Source organism: Arthrobacter sp. TJ-263, from assembly GCF_058269155.1.
The window spans coordinates 438,363-455,072 of the sequence record NZ_JBZCNE010000002.1; the positions used below are offsets into that span (position 1 = coordinate 438,363).

Annotated in this window: 17 protein-coding genes; 10 read left to right on the forward strand and 7 right to left on the reverse strand. The window is 71.7% G+C overall.

The genetic code is table 11. The annotated features are described in order from the left end of the window. Nucleotides 1–60: 60 nt before the first annotated feature. Entirely contained in the window at nucleotides 61–1,077 is a 1,017-nt protein-coding gene (locus tag AC4D2F_RS12510) for a magnesium and cobalt transport protein CorA (RefSeq protein WP_104168491.1), read from the reverse strand. Between the two features lies 1 nt (nucleotide 1,078). Next, the gene (gene purN, locus AC4D2F_RS12515; RefSeq protein ID WP_490910825.1) at nucleotides 1,079–1,669 is read right to left on the reverse strand and encodes a phosphoribosylglycinamide formyltransferase; all 591 of its coding nucleotides are present in this window, start codon (nucleotides 1,667–1,669) and stop codon (nucleotides 1,079–1,081) included. 39 nt (nucleotides 1,670–1,708) lie between these two features. Here purN and AC4D2F_RS12520 point away from each other — a divergent pair, with 39 nt between their 5' ends. After that, on the forward strand, nucleotides 1,709–2,170 hold the full coding sequence (locus tag AC4D2F_RS12520; RefSeq protein WP_490910826.1) for a hypothetical protein: 462 nt from the start codon (nucleotides 1,709–1,711) through the stop codon (nucleotides 2,168–2,170). Nucleotides 2,171–2,191: 21 nt separating this feature from the next. On the opposite strand, the gene AC4D2F_RS12525 is transcribed toward AC4D2F_RS12520, so the two are convergent. Together AC4D2F_RS12525 and AC4D2F_RS12530 are read right to left on the reverse strand one after the other, a co-directional pair. After that, the gene (locus tag AC4D2F_RS12525) at nucleotides 2,192–3,472 is read right to left on the reverse strand and encodes a cell division protein PerM (RefSeq protein WP_490910827.1); all 1,281 of its coding nucleotides are present in this window, start codon (nucleotides 3,470–3,472) and stop codon (nucleotides 2,192–2,194) included. Between the two features lie 80 nt (nucleotides 3,473–3,552). Next, complete coding sequence (locus tag AC4D2F_RS12530) at nucleotides 3,553–4,305, reverse strand: sulfite exporter TauE/SafE family protein (protein WP_490910828.1); 753 nt, start codon at nucleotides 4,303–4,305, stop codon at nucleotides 3,553–3,555. A gap of 72 nt (nucleotides 4,306–4,377) precedes the next feature. On the opposite strand from AC4D2F_RS12530, the gene AC4D2F_RS12535 reads away from it, so the two are divergent. The 4 genes from AC4D2F_RS12535 (at nucleotide 4,378) to AC4D2F_RS12550 (ending at nucleotide 8,863) form a co-directional block, all read left to right on the forward strand. Further along, on the forward strand, nucleotides 4,378–5,013 hold the full coding sequence (locus tag AC4D2F_RS12535) for a DUF1684 domain-containing protein (protein WP_490910829.1): 636 nt from the start codon (nucleotides 4,378–4,380) through the stop codon (nucleotides 5,011–5,013). A 94-nt stretch (nucleotides 5,014–5,107) separates the two neighbouring features. Then, nucleotides 5,108–6,292, forward strand: a complete 1,185-nt coding sequence (locus AC4D2F_RS12540; protein ID WP_104168497.1) for a glycosyltransferase family 4 protein — start codon at nucleotides 5,108–5,110, stop codon at nucleotides 6,290–6,292. A 63-nt stretch (nucleotides 6,293–6,355) separates the two neighbouring features. After that, a complete protein-coding gene (locus AC4D2F_RS12545) occupies nucleotides 6,356–8,005 on the forward strand; it encodes a stealth family protein (protein WP_104168819.1) in 1,650 nt (549 codons plus the stop codon). A 42-nt stretch (nucleotides 8,006–8,047) separates the two neighbouring features. Beyond that, nucleotides 8,048–8,863, forward strand: coding sequence for an MSMEG_6728 family protein (locus tag AC4D2F_RS12550; RefSeq protein WP_490910830.1), 816 nt, complete (start codon nucleotides 8,048–8,050; stop codon nucleotides 8,861–8,863). A gap of 28 nt (nucleotides 8,864–8,891) precedes the next feature. Here AC4D2F_RS12550 and AC4D2F_RS12555 read toward each other — a convergent pair whose 3' ends face one another. Next, nucleotides 8,892–9,761 (reverse strand): phosphodiesterase, encoded by an 870-nt coding sequence (locus tag AC4D2F_RS12555; protein WP_490910831.1) that lies wholly within the window; start codon nucleotides 9,759–9,761, stop codon nucleotides 8,892–8,894. 280 nt (nucleotides 9,762–10,041) lie between these two features. Between AC4D2F_RS12555 and AC4D2F_RS12560 the strand changes: the two genes are divergently transcribed. From AC4D2F_RS12560 to AC4D2F_RS12575, 4 genes are read left to right on the forward strand one after another with little or no spacing between them, the layout of a single operon-like run. Continuing rightward, nucleotides 10,042–10,452, forward strand: a complete 411-nt coding sequence (locus AC4D2F_RS12560) for a hypothetical protein (protein WP_104168820.1) — start codon at nucleotides 10,042–10,044, stop codon at nucleotides 10,450–10,452. A 32-nt stretch (nucleotides 10,453–10,484) separates the two neighbouring features. Next, a complete protein-coding gene (locus AC4D2F_RS12565; protein ID WP_490910832.1) occupies nucleotides 10,485–11,219 on the forward strand; it encodes an SOS response-associated peptidase in 735 nt (244 codons plus the stop codon). Nucleotides 11,220–11,251: 32 nt separating this feature from the next. Continuing rightward, complete coding sequence (locus AC4D2F_RS12570; RefSeq protein ID WP_490910833.1) at nucleotides 11,252–11,995, forward strand: MBL fold metallo-hydrolase; 744 nt, start codon at nucleotides 11,252–11,254, stop codon at nucleotides 11,993–11,995. Nucleotides 11,996–12,046: 51 nt separating this feature from the next. Continuing rightward, nucleotides 12,047–13,303, forward strand: coding sequence for a phospholipase D-like domain-containing protein (locus tag AC4D2F_RS12575; protein WP_258069969.1), 1,257 nt, complete (start codon nucleotides 12,047–12,049; stop codon nucleotides 13,301–13,303). Here AC4D2F_RS12575 and AC4D2F_RS12580 read toward each other — a convergent pair. Together AC4D2F_RS12580 and AC4D2F_RS12585 are read right to left on the reverse strand one after the other, a co-directional pair. Next, complete coding sequence (locus AC4D2F_RS12580) at nucleotides 13,272–14,012, reverse strand: GntR family transcriptional regulator (RefSeq protein ID WP_490910834.1); 741 nt, start codon at nucleotides 14,010–14,012, stop codon at nucleotides 13,272–13,274. The genes AC4D2F_RS12575 and AC4D2F_RS12580 overlap by 32 nt on opposite strands. A 35-nt stretch (nucleotides 14,013–14,047) precedes the next feature. Next, nucleotides 14,048–15,856 carry a gamma-glutamyltransferase family protein gene (locus AC4D2F_RS12585; protein WP_490910835.1) on the reverse strand — a complete coding sequence of 603 codons (1,809 nt, stop codon included), beginning with the start codon at nucleotides 15,854–15,856 and terminating at the stop codon, nucleotides 14,048–14,050. Nucleotides 15,857–15,987: 131 nt separating this feature from the next. Here AC4D2F_RS12585 and AC4D2F_RS12590 point away from each other — a divergent pair, with 131 nt between their 5' ends. Then, nucleotides 15,988–16,710, forward strand: a complete 723-nt coding sequence (locus tag AC4D2F_RS12590; protein WP_258069970.1) for a YoaK family protein — start codon at nucleotides 15,988–15,990, stop codon at nucleotides 16,708–16,710.

The window sequence follows — 16,710 nt, forward strand, 5'->3', positions numbered from 1 at the left end:
CGGCGTGCCACGCGTGACGGCGGCCGGGACCTCCTGGTCCCGGCCGCCGTCACGTCCGGGTCAGAGCCAGTCGTTGCGCTTGAAGGCCCAGTACAGGCCGCCGCCCATCGCGACCATGAGCAGGAGCGCGAACGGGTAGCCGAGGCCCCAGTGCAACTCGGGGATGACATCGAAGTTCATGCCGTAGATCGAGGCGATCAGCGTCGGCGCGAAGAGGATCGCTGCCCAGGACGAGATGCGCTTGACCTCCTCGCCCTGCCGCAGCGACGTCTCCGTCATGCGCGTCATCTCCTCGTTCTGCCGCTGGGCCACGAGGGTGGAATGGACCGTCAGGGCGTTCTGCAACAGCGTGCGGAACGTGTTGATGCGCTCGACGATGCGGATCACGTGGTCCTGCACGTCCCGGAGGTTCCGCGCGAGCTCGTCGTCCATCCGGTACTTCTCCGAGCCCCTGAGCAGGTCGTCCATCATGGCCTCCAGGGGCTGGGCGGCGCGCTGGAACTCGATGACCTCGCGGTGCAGCTCGTAGATCCTCCGTGAGACGTCCGGCGCTCCCCCGAACAGCTCGTTCTCGATCTCGTCGATGTCGTTCTCGAGTCCCTGCACCACGGGCCCGTACTCGTCCACCACCTGGTCGAGCATCGCGTACAGGACCGCCTGCGGTCCCGTGCCGAGCAGCTCCGGGTCCTCCTCGAGCCTCCGCCGCACGATCCCGAGGTCCGGCGATTCGGCGTGCCGGACGGTCACCACGAAGTCGTGACCGATGAAGATGTGCAGCTCGCCGAACTCCACCTTCTCCTCCACATCGAGGTAGCGGGCGGGCCGCAGCACCACGAACAGGGTGTCGCCGTAGCGCTCGAGCTTGGCGCGCTGGTGCCCGTTGGTGGCGTCCTCGACGGCGAGGTTGTGCAGCCCGAATTCGGCCTCGACCGCCTGGATCTCCTCCCGCTCGGGGCGGTAGAGGCCGATCCAGCCCATGCCGCCGCTGTCCCGCATGAGCTCGAACGTCTGGTCCAGGGTCTCGGGGTGGATACGCTTCTTCCCGCCGACGTAGACGGCGTTCGCGACCAGCGGCACCTCAGGCCCCGGCCCGACCGGAGACCGCGGCAGCGCCGGCCAGCCCGGCGAGGGTCTCGATGAGGAGCCTGCGCTCCTCGACCTTGATCCGCTCGTGGAGCGTCTCCTCGGTGTCGCCGGGCAGGACGGCGACGGCGGCCTGGGCGAGGATGGGGCCCGTGTCCACGCCCGCGTCGGCGACCATGACGGTGCAGCCCGTCACCTTCACGCCGTACGCCAGGGCGTCGCGGACGCCGTGGGCGCCCGGGAAGCTCGGCAGGAGCGCCGGGTGGGTGTTGAGATAGCGGTCGGGGAAGGTGTCGAGGAAGTGCTGGTCGACGATCCGCATGAAGCCCGAGGACACCACGTAGTCCGGCTCGTGCGCGGCCACGGCCCCGGTGAGGGCGCGGTTCCAGTCCGCCCGCTCCGCGTACTGCCGGAAGTCCACCTCGAACGTCGGGATCCCTGCCGCGGCCGCCCGTCGGACGCCGCCCGTGCCCGGCCGGTCGGCCCCCACGGCGGCGATGGTCACGGGGAGACGGCCCTCGGCGACGGCGTCGATCACGGCCTGGAGGTTGGACCCGGAGCCGGAGACGAGGACTACGATGCGCATGAACCAACCTTAGGGTCTCCCCTCGCCTAGGGTTGAACCATGGCGAGGCGAGGAACCACCAGGCAGCAGGACACCGACCAGGCCGGACCGCAGGGTCCCGGGACGGCGCCGAAGGCACCGGACGACCCCGCCACCGCGCGCGCCTCGTCCGCCAGGTTCTGGCTGCGCCTGTTCTTCGGGGCACTCCTCGGCGCGTCGCTGACCAGCGGGCTGGTGCTGCCGTGGAAGGTGCTCGCGCTCGTCCTGGCGCTGTTCGCCCTCGCCGCCGGCGTCGTCGGGCTCGTCAAGGCCATCGGCGCGAAATTCCCCCGGTTCGTGGTCCTCGCGACGTCCCTGGGCCTGGCCGCCGCACTGTTCCTCACGGCGGGCACCGCTGCGTCGATACTCCTCTGGCCCATCACGCAGACGTACGAGGACTGCATGTCCCGCGCCCTGACCCTGCAGGCGCAGGGCGACTGCGAGGACGGCCTGAGGAGCCTCGACGGGTTCGGCGGCTCCTAGGGTCCCGCGTGGGCACGCGGCTCAGCGCCGCCGCGGCTCCCGTTCCAGCAGGGGCCCGAGGGCATGCCCGAGCAGGGCGCCGACGGCCACCTCCAGCGCGAGCCACAGACCGACCGCCAGCGGGTCGGGGCCCAGGTCGGTGAAGCGACCCAGGCCGAGCGAGGCGCGCGAGAGCAGGGCGACGGCGGCCCCGCACAGTCCGGCCGTGATGCCGATGAGTCCGGCGAGCGCGAGGGTGGACGCCGTCGAGGTGAGCCACCGCCTGCTGCTGTGCAGCACGAGCCACTCGTCGAAGTGGTTCTCGCCCTCCCGGAAGAACCACCAGCCGGCGAGGAGTCCGGCGAGGACCGGGATGGCCAGCGCCGCGTACCCGTAGTCGAGCGTGCCCGCGGGGAGCGCGCCGAGGATGGGCAGGGCGGGCAGGGGGCCCACGGTGCTGGCCAGCGGCGTGAGGGAGCTGCCCGTGCCGAGGGCGAACCCGGCACCCGTGGACCAGGACATCGTCCAGAGGGCGAGGTTGGGCAGGAGCCCCAGCTGGAGCAGGGTGATGACGGACGCGCCGGCGATCCCGCCGTCGATGCGCTCGTAGATCGCGGCGATGCCCGCCCAGTTCAGCCCGATCGCTACGGCGAGCAGGGCGGCCGAGAGGGACGCGGCGACGAGGACGGCGATGAATCCCGACCGGACGATCGACCAGGCGTAGGAGCCGGCCCAGCGGGAGTGCTGGCTCGCACGGCCCACCCAGGCCGCGAAGTCCACGCCCACCAGACGGCTCCAGGCGCCGGCCTCACGGTAGGCGCCGGTGATGAGTCCGATCCCGGCGGACACGGGAGGGATCAGGGCGCCCGCCACGAGTGACACGGACGCGTCGGGGGTGCTCGACACATACGCGATGCCCGCACCGATGGCCGCGTAGGTGAGGAGGGCACCGAGCAGCGCCTGCCAGAGCTGGTCGGTGTACGACGCCCGGGCGAGCCGGCGCCCCGCACGCCAGGCGAGGAACAGCGGCACGAGGATGAGCCCGAGCGGGACGACGTGCAGCAGCCCCGACACCGCCTCGCCCCCGGCCAGGCCCGGAGGGAAGTGCAGCACGAGGGGCACCCCGTGCATGACCAGCCAGCCCTGGCCCGCCAGGCGGGCGGCGGACTCCGCCGTCCGGTCCGCGAATCCCCCGGTGAACCATACGGCGGCGACCGGGAGCACCACGAGCAGGGCCGAGATCACGGCGGCCTGTCCGAGTTCGAGCACCCCCTGGAGCCACAGGGGCATGGGAAGGGCGCGGGGCTTGGTGGGGATTTTCATCCCTCCCATGGTGCCACCGGCAGGGGCCCGCGCCACCCATCGACGCGGGATGGACAGGGCACGGGGACGGCGTGCCGCTGTCACCCGAAGATGTCGAGGAGGCCCTTGACGACGGCGAGGCCTGCGCCGATGAACGCGATGACGATGACGAACGCGCGGGCCTGGGAATCACGGACGAAGCGCCCGAGCTTCTCCCCGGCGAAGATGCCGGTCACGATGACCAGCCCGATCGCGATCCACATCCACGGCGCGAGGACGGGTGCCTGGGCCGGGTCGAGGAGCAGTTTGGTGACCAGCGTCACCGAGCCGATGCAGACGAAGAAGGGCTGGAGCGTCGCCGCGAAGGGGCGCTGGGGCCAGCGTGCGAGGAGGGCGTACGCACTGACGGCCGGGCCGCCGACCCCTGCCATCGAATTGGTGACGCCGGCGGCGAAGCCCGCGACCGCCTTCGGCGTATTGCCGCGCACGACGACGTCGGACCGCTGGAGCACCAGGGAGACGGTCAGCGCCACGAGGACCACGGCGCCGACCGTGACCGACAGCGGTGCGGACGGGAGGGAGACCGCGAGGAACGAGCCCGGGATGGAGCCGAGCAGGGACGGGACGACGAGCCAGCGGAACATGCTCCAGTCGATGTCCTTCCAGACCCGACCCACGATGATGGCCGAGGACACCACGCCGCAGAGGTTCACGAGGAGGACGCCCTCGTGCGGTCCGAGGATGATCACGAGGAACGGGGCGATCAGCAGCGCGAAGCCCAGTCCGGCGATACGCTGCGCGATGGCCCCCACGAGGATGGAGGCCAGCACGATGCAGAAGATGCCGAGAGTCACCCAGCCACAGTACGCCCAGGCAACCATCAGGCCCTCCTCCGTGACCGAGCACCACGGCGGTACGCTGGGCCCATGACGGCCCTCACCACCGCACTGGCCACCGCGGACTGGCGCCGGCGCGTCTTCCGCCTCTACGACGACGTCCGCGAGCGCGCCGCCTCCGCATCGCCCGAGGCCGCCCACGCCGTGTGGCGGGAGGGCCGTGACGAGCTGTTCCGCACCCACCCGGCGTCGGCCCTCGGGCGCGGCGCGAGGGCGTCCTTCGCCGGGCTCGCGGTAGCGCCCTACGACCCGACCTTCCGGTTCGAGGCGGAAGTGGACGACGACGGCGCGGGTCAGGTGATGGACGTCGCGACCGGCACGGACGGCGTCGTCCCGTTCCGCCGCCTCGGCAGCGTGCTGCTGCCCGGGCTGGGGAAGCTCGCCCTGTGGAAGCTCGGCTCCTACGGCGGGGGGCTGTTCCTGCCCCTGCGCGACGGCACCTCGGGCAGGGCCGGCGGCGCGTACGGCGGCGGGCGCTACGTCCTGGACACCGTCAAGGGTGCCCACCTCGGCGAGGGGCGCGACCCCGGGCGCCTCGTGGTGGACCTCAACTTCGCCTACAACCCGTCCTGCGCCTACGACGAGGCATGGGCCTGCCCCCTGCCCGGTCCGGACAACCGGCTCGCGGACGACGTCCCGGTGGGCGAGCTCTACCGGGAGTACTGACGCCCGACACCGGACGGGTTCATTTCCTCCGACGTTCACCCCGGCGCCACCCTGCGGCGGCCCGCCCTCCGCCTGCGCGGGCGAACGTTGGGGTGTGAGGATAGCCATCGTCGCAGAATCGTTCCTGCCCCACATGAACGGGGTCACCCACTCGCTGCTCAAGGTGCTCGCCCACCTGCGGGGCCGCGGCGACGACGTGCTGGTGATCGCGCCGGCCTCGTCCTGGCTCGACGAGCCCGCGCCGTCCCGGGTGGAGGGCTTCCCCGTCCACCTCCTCCCGTCCCTCGCCCTGTCGGGGTACGCGGACGTCCGGCTGGCCGCCGGGACGGTCGCCCGCGTACGCCGCATCCTCGCCGCGTTCGGGCCCGACGTCGTCCACGTCGCCTCGCCGTTCGTCCTCGGCTGGCGTGCCGTGCAGGCGTGCGAGCAGCTCGGCATCCCCACGGTGTCCGTCTACCAGACCGAGGTGCCCGCCTACGCCGCCCGGTACGGCGTGCCCTGGCTCGAGCCGCTGCTGTGGCAGCGCGTCGAGAACATCCACGACGCCTCCACCCTCACCCTCGTGCCGTCCACGTTCGCACTGGACCAGCTGCGGTCCCGCGGTGTGCAGCGGCTTAACCTGTGGCGGCGCGGCGTCGACACCGAGCGGTTCTCCCCCACCCGGTACGACGCCGCGTGGCGGGCGACGGTCGCGCAGCCGCACGAGCGCATCATCGGCTACGTGGGCCGGCTCGCGGCGGAGAAGCAGGTCGAGGATCTCGCCGTGCTGGACCCGCTGCCGGGGACGCGGCTCGTGATCGTCGGTGCCGGCCCGCAGCAGGAGAGCCTCCGGGCCCGGCTGCCGCGGGCGCACTTCGCCGGGTTCCGGACGGGGACGGACCTGGCCCGCATGGTCGCGTCCTTCGATCTCTTCGTCCACCCCGGCGAGTCCGAGACCTTCTGCCAGACCATCCAGGAGGCCATGGCGTGCGGCGTCCCGGTCGTCGCGGTGGGCCGGGGCGGCCCGCTGGACCTCGTGGATCCGTCCCGCACGGGCTGGACGTACACCCCGGGTGACCTGCAGGGGCTGCGGACCGCCGTCGTCGACCTCATCGGTGACGACGCCAAGCGGCGCGCGTTCGGCCGGGCAGCGCACGCCTCGGTCCAGGGGCGCACGTGGCCCGTGCTCTGTGAGCAGCTCGTGACCTACTACGACAAGGCCGTCACGGTCCAGCGACGCCGGGTCCATCTCGCCGACACCCTGGCCGACAGGGTGCGGAGGGCGTCCCGGTCCGACTGATCCGTGCCCCGGAGGGCTGGACGCCGCCCGCCCGAGGGGGTAAGGTGCGCGGTCGCAGTGGCGATGCCCGCGCAGGCTCTATCATGGGAGCAACCCACCCACTCTCCGGAGGTTCCGATTACAGACACGGCCGCCCAACACGACATCTACTTCGGCGCGCCCGAACCGGAGAACGAAGCCGAGATCCTCGAGTCGGCGTCCAGTGCGGCGGTGGCCCGACTCGAGGGCCGTACGGACATCACGACCGTCAAGCGGCGCTTCACCCTGGTCAACCAGGACCGCACGCCGCACCAGGCGATGGTCGAGGACCTGCTGTTCATCCGCCGGGCACTCGACGACGCCGGCATCGGGTTCCTGCTGGTGCGCGGCAACGACGAGCGGCCCGTGATCGCCGTGGACCTCGACCACCGTGAGAAGCTGCGCGCCGCGCTCGTCGAGGCGTGCCGGGACGAGCCGTTCTACTCCCGCACCGTGGACACGAAGCGCCGCACCACCCTGCTGGTGAGTGACGGCCAGCTCTCGAGCAGCGGCAAGGCCCGCATCTTCCGCCTGTTCCGGCCACGCATCGAACCCCTCGGCGGGCTCGCCTACGGGCCGTCCGCCGGCGTGCAGATCGAACTGTGGGCGCTCGGCGGCAGCGCCATCGAATTGCCGGTGGAGAACTCCCTCACCCGCCGCACCCTCCCCGCCGCCGAAGTGGTGCGCGGCGAAGTGGAACGCCACGGCCTCTCCTGGCCGACGATCGACAACATGTTCGCTGATCACGCCACGGACATCGACTTCGACATCGACCTCGTCTTCTCCTGGGTGGACGGCAGCAGCCCCGAGTACCGGGCGGCGCGCGCGGCCCGCATGGAGGGCGTGGTGGTCGGTGAGGGCGACGACCACGAGGCGCGCTTCCGGCAGATCGACGAGCTGAAGTACGCGCTGCGCTCCGTCTACATGTTCGCGCCGTGGGTCCGCCGGATCTTCATCGCGACCGACTCGGAGCGCCCCGCCTGGCTCGCCGACCACCCGTCGGTCACGCTCGTGCGCTCCGAGGAGCACTTCAGGGACCCGTCCGTCCTCCCCACGCACAACTCGCAGGCCGTCGAGGCGCAGCTCCAGCACATCCCGGGCCTCTCCGAGTACTTCCTCTACTCCAACGACGACATGTTCTTCGGCCGTCCCGTCGCCCCGGACATGTTCTTCTCCCCCGGGGGCGTCACGAAGTTCATCGAGGCGGACACGCGCATCGGCCTGGGCGACAACGACGCCGAGCGCAGCGGCTTCGAGAACGCCGCCCGCGTGAACCGGCGCCTCCTGCACGAGCGGTTCGGGCGCATCACCACGCGGCACCTCGAACACACCGCCGCTCCCCTGCGGAAGAGCGTGCTGCTGGAGATGGAGGCGGAGTTCGCCGCGGAGTTCGCCGCGACGGCAGCCTCGCGCTTCCGCGCCAAGGACAACATCTCCGTCACCAACTCGCTGTACCACTACTACGCACTGCTGACCGGCCGGGCCGTCACGCAGGAGATGGCGAAGGTGAAGTACGTGGACACCACGCTGCGGTCCGGGCTGAAGAGCCTGAACAAGATGCTGGACAAACGCAACCAGGACTTCTTCTGCCTCAACGACGGCAGCTTCCCGGAGGTCGCGGCCGACGAGCGGGCCCACCTCGTGACGGACTTCCTCGAGAAGTACTTCCCGGTCAAGGCCCCCTGGGAGATTTAGGCCCCGCGCCGGGGTGACGGGGATGCGTGCAAGACTGGCGCGATGCAGACCTTCCTGCCGTATCCCGATGTCGCGGCCAGCGCTCGGGTGCTCGACCAGGCAAGGCTCGGCAAGCAGCGCGTCGAGACCCTGCAGGCGCTGCGTGCCCTCGTGATCCCCGACTACGGGTGGCGGCAGCACCCGGCCATCCGCATGTGGATGGGCTACGTCCCGGCGCTGACCGTCTACGGCCTGGCCATGGTGGCCGAGTGGGTCTCGCGCGGCCATGCCGATTCGACGCACCGGCAGATCCTCGAGTTCGCCCCGGACGTGCTGGAGCAGCCGGACGTGCCGATGCCGCCGTGGTTCGGGGACCCGGCGCTGCACGTGAGCCACCAGTCCAATCTGATCCAGAAGGCACCGGAGATCTACCGGGACCGGTTCCCCGGCGTCCCCGAGGACCTCCCCTACGTGTGGCCCGCACCGGAACGCGAGCACCTGCCCGTCGAACCCGCCGGACGGCGCCTGTGGGTCTGGCGCGCCGATGGGCTGCCCGCCGCCCGGGACGCCGCCGACGACGACGCGATGCTGCTCATGCCGCCCGTCCCGCCGGGAGGGCACGCCGCCCCGAAGTGGGAGCGGCAGCTGCACGCGTTCGAGGAGTCCGTGGAGGAGGGCGACGCCGTCGCGATCCCCGACCCGGAGGGCCGGCGTTTCCGGACGGGGCACGTGGGCCGGGTCTTCATGCACGAGGACGGGCTGGTGCGTCCTGCGCGGCTGGACGGCTGGCTGCAGCGTTCGGACTTCGATCCGCCGGCCCTGCTGCAGGACCCGCGGACGCTCTTCGCCGTCGGCGTGCCCGACGCGCTGCGCGCCTGATCCCGACGGGCCGGGGTCGGGTGACGGTTCAGGCCGAGGTGAGGTGCCGGGCGCGGCCGACCTCGGGGATGGTCACGCCGTGCGCCTCGAGCCGGCGCCGTGTCTCCTCGCGGGGGACCACCTCCCCCACCGTGGTGTGCCGTCCCGCGGGTACCACCGAGTGGACGATCGTCTCCTCGTAGACGTGGACGAGGTTGTAGGACTGCGCGCCGTCCCGGCCGCGCGTGCCCCCGCCGTCGAACATCAGGTCCTGGGTGTAGCAGGTGGCACTCGCCACCGAGACCGGGACGCCGGCGAACATCGCCGTCGTCGAGTAGTGCAGGTGCCCGGCGAGGATCGTGCGGACGTCCGAGCCGCGGACGACGCCGGCGAGCGAGCGCTGGTCGCGCAGTTCCACGAGGACCGCGAGGTCCTGGACGCTGGGGACGGGCGGGTGGTGCAGGGCGAGGATCGTCCCGTGCGGCGCGGGTACCTCCAGTTGCGCGGCCAGCCAGCGCAGCTGCTCGTCGTCGAGCTCGCCGTGGTGGCGCCCCGGCACCGTGGAGTCCAGGGTGATGATGCGCAGGCCGTCGACGAAGTGCACGGCGTCCACCGGGGCGTCCTGCCGTCCGGCCGGTGTCCCGTCGAGGAGTCCCGCCCGGAACGCCGCGCGGTCGTCGTGGTTGCCCATCGCCCAGATGACCCGGGCCCCGAGCCGTTCCGCCGCGGGATCCACGATGGCACGGAGCTTCGCGTACGCGCCCGGTTCCCCCTTGTCCGCGAGATCACCGGTGAAGACGATCGCGTCCGGCCGTGCGCCGGACGCCTCGAGGTCGTCGAACACCTCCTGCAGCCTCTGCTCACTGTCCACGGCACCGTACAGCGGGGCGTCCCCGCCGAGCAGGTGGGTGTCGCTCATGTGGAGGACGAAGTGCTGGGGCCGGGGATGTTCTGCTGTCCGGGGGACCATGGGACCTTCTCCGATAGCTGGTGGGCCTGCTGGCTTGTCTGCCATCCAACCAGAAGGCCCTGTCCCTGTCAGTGAACTCCCGACGGCACGGCGCGAAACATCCAGGAAACATGCGTCGCCTCCCCGGACCTGCCGCGTGGACTCCGGTGCCGCCCGAGGAGACTGGCGGGGCGGCACCGCGGGCCGTAGGCTCACAGGCGACCGATCATCCGCGCAGAAGGGCACCACCATGGGATTCCGCATCACCCACATCCCCCTCCGCCTCGCGACGGGCGCCTACATCCTCAACTCGGGACTCGGGAAGACCGCGCTGGACGACGGCACCGCCGCCTACCTGCAGTCCGCGGCGTCCAGGGCGTTCCCCCAGGTCAGCCAGTTCGAGGCGCAGCAGTTCGCGACGTTCCTGGCCGCATCGGAGATCACGATCGGCTCGGCGCTCCTCGCGCCGTTCATCCCCAGCAGGCTGGCCGGGCTCGCGCTGCTGGCCTTCTCGGCCGGGATGCTGACCATGTACTTCACGACCCCCGAGATGACGATGGAGGACGGCGTCCGCCCGAGCCCGGAGGGCGTGGCCCTCGCGAAGGACAGCTGGCTGACGGGCATCGCCCTGGCCCTCATCCTGGACCGCCGGAAGAAGTAGGCCGGCGGGGCACGAGGACAGGAGACCCCGGCATGTGCGGACGCTTCGTCATCGCGGGCAACAGGGCCGACCTCATCGACGCCTTCGAGGTGGACGAGGCCGTCGAGGACGAGCTGCGGCCCTCGTGGAACGTCGCCCCGACCGACACCGTGCGGCTCGTCGTCGAGCGGTTGGACCCGCACACGGGCGAGCTGACGCGCCGGCTGGAACCGGCGCGCTGGGGCCTCATCCCCTCCTGGGCGAAATCGGCGTCCGTGGGATCACGGATGATCAACGCCCGCAGCGAGACCCTGCTGGAGAAGCCCTCCTTCTGGGCCGCCGCGCTCAAACGCCGGGCGATCGTCCCGGCGGACGGGTACTACGAGTGGCGGAAGAACGACGACGGCTCCAAGACCCCGATCTACCTGCACGGCCCGGACGGGTCCCTCCTGGGCTTCGCCGGGCTCTACGAGTTCTGGCGGGACCCCGCGACCACGTCCCCGGAGCACCCGCAGGGGGGATGGGTGGTCAGCTGCACCATCATCACCCGGCCGGCGAGCGACGCCCTCGGCGAGATCCACGACCGCACGCCGGTGATCCTGCCCCCGGACCTGCGCGGCGACTGGCTGGATCCACGCAACGACTCGCGGCCGGCGGTGCAGGAACTGCTGGACGCCATCCCGGACCCCCACCTGGTGCCACGCCTGGTCGGGAAGCGTGTGGGGTCGGTGCGCAACGACGGCCCCGACCTCATCGAGCCCCTTCCCGAGCCGGCGTCGGAAGCCTAGGGTCGGAGGATGACGACCAGCGGAACAGACGCATGATCAGGACGGACGTCGCCCCGGGGATCCACTACCTCGAGCATGCCAGGACCAACGTCTACCTCGTGGAGGACGACGACGGCCTCCTCCTGGTCGACACGGGGCTGCCCCGCTCGAAGGGGCTCCTCCTGGCGGCACTGACCCGGATCGGCCGCTCGGTGCAGGACATCCGGGGCATCGTGCTCACCCACGGGCACTTCGACCATGTGGGGACCGCCGAGCACCTGCGCTCCAGGTACGGCATCCCGGTCTACTGCCACCCCGACGACGCCCGGATCGCCGCGCACCCCTACAGCTACGACCGGGAACGGAGTCCGTTCCTGTACCCGCTGCGCTATCCCCGCGCCGTGCCCGGGCTGCTGCGCATGACCGTCGCGGGCGCCGTCGCGGTCAGGGGCGTGCAGGACACCCTGCCGCTCACCCCCGAGGCGGCCGCGGCGCTGCCCGGCTCAGCCCTCCTGGTCCCGACACCGGGTCACACGAAGGGCCATTGCGCGCTGCACTTCCCGGACCGCGACGCCGTCATCAGCGGCGATGCCCTCGTCACGCTCGACCCCTACACGGGACACCCCGGCCCGCAGGTCGTCGCCCGCGCCGCCACCGCGGACATGGACATGGCCCTGCGCTCCCTCCAGGCGCTGCGCGCCACGGCTGCGCGGACCGTACTGCCGGGCCACGGGTTCCCGTGGGGTGCGGGCGTGGAGTCGGCGGTCGCGCAGGCGATCGAGGTCGGCGGGCACTGAGTCCCTGCCGGGTCGCCGTCGACCGCCCGGGCAACGCGATACGCTGGCCGCATGGGCTGGTTGAGGCGTCAGACGATGGTGGGCATCGCCCGCGGCACGGTGAAGCGCGGGGTGCTCACCATGGTCACGGCGCAGGCGGTGGTCATCGCGGGGGTCGTCGCCGTGGACGTGTACCAGAGGAGCCGGCGCACCAAGCGACCGGGCTTCCCGCAGCCGGGCACGTTCCACACCACGATCGCCGACACCGGAACCACCGTCTTCACCTACGGCGAGGATCTCTTCGACGCGATGATCGCCGCGATCGACAACGCCAAGGACCAGGTCCTGCTCGAGACCTACATCTGGAAGGGCGACGAGGTCGGGAGGCGCTTCCGGGACGCCGTGAACCGGGCGGCGGATCGCGGCGTGGACGTCTTCGTCATCTACGACGGCTTCGCCAATCTGGTGGTCAACCCGTTCTTCTACGACTTCCACCCTGCCGTCAACACCTACCGCTTCCCGGTCATCCGTCCCGCGATCATCTTCACGAACATCCGGGGCACGGGCCTCGACCACCGCAAGGTCCTCGTGGTCGACGACGAGGTGGGGTTCGTGGGCGGCTACAACATCGGGACGCTGTACGCGACGAAATGGCGTGACACGCACCTGGAGATCCGCGGACCGTCCGTCTGGGAGCTCCGCGAGGCGTTCGTCAGCGTCTGGAACATCCGGGCCATCCCCAGGCGCCCCGAGCTGCCGGACCTCAGTGCCACCTACTGGGAGCCGCGGATCCGTGCGGTCAACAACATCCCGGCCCTGCTGGTGTTCCCCATCCGCGGCGTCTACCTGGACGCGATCAACCGCGCCCACAAGCACATCTTCATCACCACCGCGTACTTCATCCCGGACCGGCAGATCCTCGACGCCCTGCTGCGCGCGAGCCGCCGCGGCGTGGACGTCCGCGTGATCCTCCCCGAGGATTCCAACCACGTGGTCTCCGACTGGCTGTCCCGGGGGTTCTACTCCTCCCTCATCAGCGCCGGCGTGCGGATCCTGCTCTACCAGAACTCCATGATCCACGCGAAGACGGCCACGGTGGACGGCGAGTGGAGCACGGTCGGCACGGCCAACATCGACCGCCTCAGCCTCACCGGCAACTACGAGATCAACCTCGAGATCTTCGACCGCGACCTCGCGGCGACGATGGAGAGGATCTTCGCCGTGGACTCCTCCAACAGCCGCGAGCTGACCCGGGAGGAATGGGACAGCCGCCACCTGGTGGCCCGCGCCAGCGAGATCATCCTCGCTCCGCTGCGTCCGTTCCTGTGACCCCGGACGGCGCTCCGGGTGCCCGCCCGGGCCCGGCGAAGCGCTCCATGTAGCCGCGCTGCGAGGAGCCCACGTGCCCGGCCATCAGGCGCCCGGCCTCGGCGTCGTTGCCGGCATCGATCGCCGCGATGACGAGGCGGTGCTCGCCCCAGGACTGCCTCCCGCGCCGGTCGACGTCGGCCGCGTACAGCCACTCGATCTTGCCGGAGATCTGCCGGAGCAGGGCGGTCAGCGAGGCGCTGCCGCTGAGCTCCGCGACCCCGAGGTGGAAGCGGATGTTCAGCTCCGGCAGTTCCGCGAGGGCGTCGGCCGCCACGGCGCGGTCGCCGTCGTCGAGGATGTCCGTGAGCGCCCGCCGCGCCGTCCACCACGCGGTGTCCGGCGCGTCGGCGCCGAACTGGGCGGAGGCCCGGCGGGCCGCGCGCCGCGCGATCGTGGCCTCGATGACCCCGCGCACGGCGAACAGGTCCTCCGCGTCGTCGAGCGGGATCGCGGCCACGGTGGAGCCGGCGTAGGGGCGGGACTCGACGAACCCCTCCGCCTCGAGTGACCGCAGCGCCTCCCGCACGGGCACGCGCGACACACCGTACTTCGCCGCGAGCGCCGCCTCGGTCACCCGGGTGCCGGGCGCCAGGACCCCGAGGATGATGTCGTGGCGGACGGCGTCGAGGACGCGCTGCGGCGCCCCGGCATCCTGGTCAGACCGCAACGGACCCGCCCGGCCGCGTGCGGTCGGGCAGGAGCTCAGCGCCCGCCCGCATAGCCCTGCGCCCCTCGCGGGTTGGCGGCGGCGGACAGCACGCCCGTCCCCGGGTCCCGGGTGACGGCGGAGAGCCGGCCGAGGGCCCAGTCCCCTGCCCGCGTGATGACGTGGCCGCGGCGTTCGAGGTCCGCGATGAGCTCCTCGCCCAGCCGGTCCTCGACCACGGCCCCACCCGGCTCCCAGGTGCGCGGCCAGAACGATCCCGGGATCGACGTGGTGTGGAGGGACGGTGCGTCGATGGCCTGCTGCGGCGTGTAGCCGCCCACGATGGTGCGCAGGATGTAGAGCAGCTGCCACTGGTCCTGCTGGTCGCCGCCGGGCGATCCGAGGGCCACGACCGGCGTGCCGTCCTTGAGGATGAGCGTCGGGGTGAGCGTGGTGCGCGGCCGCCTGCCCGGCTCCAGCGTGGACGGTCCGCCCTCCTCGAGCCACGTCATCTGGAGCCGCGACCCGAGGCAGAACCCGAGCTCGGGGATCGTCGGCGAGGACTGCAGCCATCCCCCGCTGGGTGTGGCGGAGACCATGTTCCCGGCGGCGTCGACGACGTCGATGTGGCACGTGTCGCCGCGCGTCTCCCCGCTGCGGGACACCGTGGGTTCACCGACCCCTGCGAATCCGCTGCCCCCGGCGAGGGCGGGAGGCGTGTAGTCGGTGCGCAGCGGCGGGGTGAAGGGGGTGCGGCCGGGAACGGTGCCGGGCCGGAACTCGCGGGACGCCTCGTCGCCGATGAGCGCGCGCCGTTCGGCGGCGTACTCCTCCGACAGCAGGTACTCCATCGGGACCTCGGCGTCCCCGTAGTAGGCCTCGCGGTCGGCGATGGCGAGCTTCTGCGCCTCGAGGATGGTGTGCGCGCCTGCTCCCGTGGACGGGTCGAGCCGATCGTCGTCGAACCCGTCGAGGATGGCGAGGGTCTGCAGCAGGGCCGGGCCCTGGCCCCACGGCCCGGTCTTCGCGATGGTGTAGCCGCGGAACTCGAGGGTGGTGGCCTCCTCGTAGCCCGCCTCGAAGCCCGCGAAGTCCTCGAGGGTCAGGACGCCGGCGTGGTCGAGGCCCGAGGAGTGCCGGTGCGGTGTCCGGCCGAACTCGACGGCGGCCTGCGCCACGAGCCCGGTACGCCACTCGAGGCGCGCGGCGTCGATACGCCCGGTCCTCGTCGCGGCGTCGGTCCCGGCGTCGATGAGGGATCCGAGCACGCGGGCGTACGCCTCATTGCGGATCACCTCGCCCTCCCGCGGCGGCCTGCCCTCGGGCATCCACAGTGCGGCGGACGTGGGCCAGTGCTCGGTGAAGAGCTCCGCCACGGCGGCGATCGTCGCCCCGACGCGGCCGAGGACCGGGTGGCCGTCGCGGGCGTACCCGAGGGCGAAGGCCAGGACGTCCTCGAGTTCCCACGTGCCGTGGTCGCGGAGCAGGATCAGCCAGGCGTCGACGGCGGCGGGCACCGCGGCGGCGAGGGCGCCCGCGCCGGGGACGAGTTCCAGGCCCTCGGCGAGGTAGTGCTCGCGGGTGGCCGCAGCCGGTGCCGGCCCCTGGCCCATGAGGACGACCGGCCGTCCGGGCTCCTCCGCCGTGGCGAAGACGCCCGTCATGTCACCGCCGGGCCCGTTGAGGTGGGGCTCGACGACGTGCAGGACGAACGCCCCGGCCACGGCGGCGTCGAAGGCGTTGCCGCCGCGCTCGAGGACTGCCTGCGCGGAGGCGGTGGCCAGCCAGTGCGTCGACGCGCTCATCCCGAACGTGCCCTGCAGGGTGGGACGGGTGGTGAAGGTGGGAGGGGGCGTGTACGTCATCGGATCACTTTCGGCAGGGGAATCGACGGTGCGCGACAGTAGGCGCGGGCTCGTCCGCATTGAATACAATCGACGCTCCAAGGATAAGCTTCGTATACATTCGCCCCAAGTTGTTACTGAAGGACATCATCGTGACGAAGAACCGGGTGGTCACGGACCGCCTCCACCTGTGGCTCATGCTCATCCTGACGTTCTCCACCGGGGTGATCGACGCCGTCGGCTACCTGGGCCTCGATCGCGTCTTCACGGGCAACATGACCGGCAACGTGGTGCTCCTCGGCATGGCCTTCGCGGGGGGCGCCGATCTGCCGATCCTGCGGCCGGCTCTCGCCCTCGTCTTCTTCATGGTGGGCGCCGCGCTCGCCGGCCGGGTCCTGCGGAAAGGGCCCGAAGGGTGGTCCGGCCGCACGTCGAGCACGTTCCTCACGGTGACCGTGGGCCTGACCGCGCTCGCGGTGTTCGTCGCGCTGGTCGACGTCACCGCCGAGGAGGTCCTGGGCAGCATCACGACGTCGGTGCTCGCCACCGTGATGGGCGTCCAGGCCGCGACGGCCAAGCGCCTCAAGGTCGCCGAGATCACCACCGTCGTCGTGACCTCCACCATCACGGGCCTCGCCTCGGACTCCCGCCTCGCCGGGGGGAAGAGCCCCTTCTGGGCCCGCCGCGCCTCCGCGATCGCCCTGATCATGGCCGGCGCGGTCGTCGGCGCCCTGACCCTGAGGGTCGACCTCTGGCTCGGCATCGCGGTGTCGGCGCTCCTCTCCGCCGTGGTCACCCTCCTCGGGCACCTCCGCCACCGGCAGGACGTGAAGGCCGGGCACACGGAGAATGCCGGGGAAGCCGCACTACGGTAG

Excerpts from the sequence above, each read along its gene's own strand:
- purN (WP_490910825.1), bottom strand. The coding sequence starts at position 1,669 with ATGCGCATCGTAGTCCTCGTCTCCGGCTCCGGGTCCAACCTCCAGGCC.
- AC4D2F_RS12520 (WP_490910826.1), top strand. The coding sequence starts at position 1,709 with ATGGCGAGGCGAGGAACCACCAGGCAGCAGGACACCGACCAGGCCGGA.
- AC4D2F_RS12525 (WP_490910827.1), bottom strand. The coding sequence starts at position 3,472 with ATGAAAATCCCCACCAAGCCCCGCGCCCTTCCCATGCCCCTGTGGCTC.
- AC4D2F_RS12535 (WP_490910829.1), top strand. The coding sequence starts at position 4,378 with ATGACGGCCCTCACCACCGCACTGGCCACCGCGGACTGGCGCCGGCGC.
- AC4D2F_RS12545 (WP_104168819.1), top strand. The coding sequence starts at position 6,356 with ATGCCCGCGCAGGCTCTATCATGGGAGCAACCCACCCACTCTCCGGAG.
- AC4D2F_RS12550 (WP_490910830.1), top strand. The coding sequence starts at position 8,048 with ATGCAGACCTTCCTGCCGTATCCCGATGTCGCGGCCAGCGCTCGGGTG.
- AC4D2F_RS12555 (WP_490910831.1), bottom strand. The coding sequence starts at position 9,761 with ATGAGCGACACCCACCTGCTCGGCGGGGACGCCCCGCTGTACGGTGCC.
- AC4D2F_RS12560 (WP_104168820.1), top strand. The coding sequence starts at position 10,042 with ATGGGATTCCGCATCACCCACATCCCCCTCCGCCTCGCGACGGGCGCC.
- AC4D2F_RS12565 (WP_490910832.1), top strand. The coding sequence starts at position 10,485 with ATGTGCGGACGCTTCGTCATCGCGGGCAACAGGGCCGACCTCATCGAC.
- AC4D2F_RS12570 (WP_490910833.1), top strand. The coding sequence starts at position 11,252 with ATGATCAGGACGGACGTCGCCCCGGGGATCCACTACCTCGAGCATGCC.
- AC4D2F_RS12575 (WP_258069969.1), top strand. The coding sequence starts at position 12,047 with ATGGGCTGGTTGAGGCGTCAGACGATGGTGGGCATCGCCCGCGGCACG.
- AC4D2F_RS12585 (WP_490910835.1), bottom strand. The coding sequence starts at position 15,856 with ATGACGTACACGCCCCCTCCCACCTTCACCACCCGTCCCACCCTGCAG.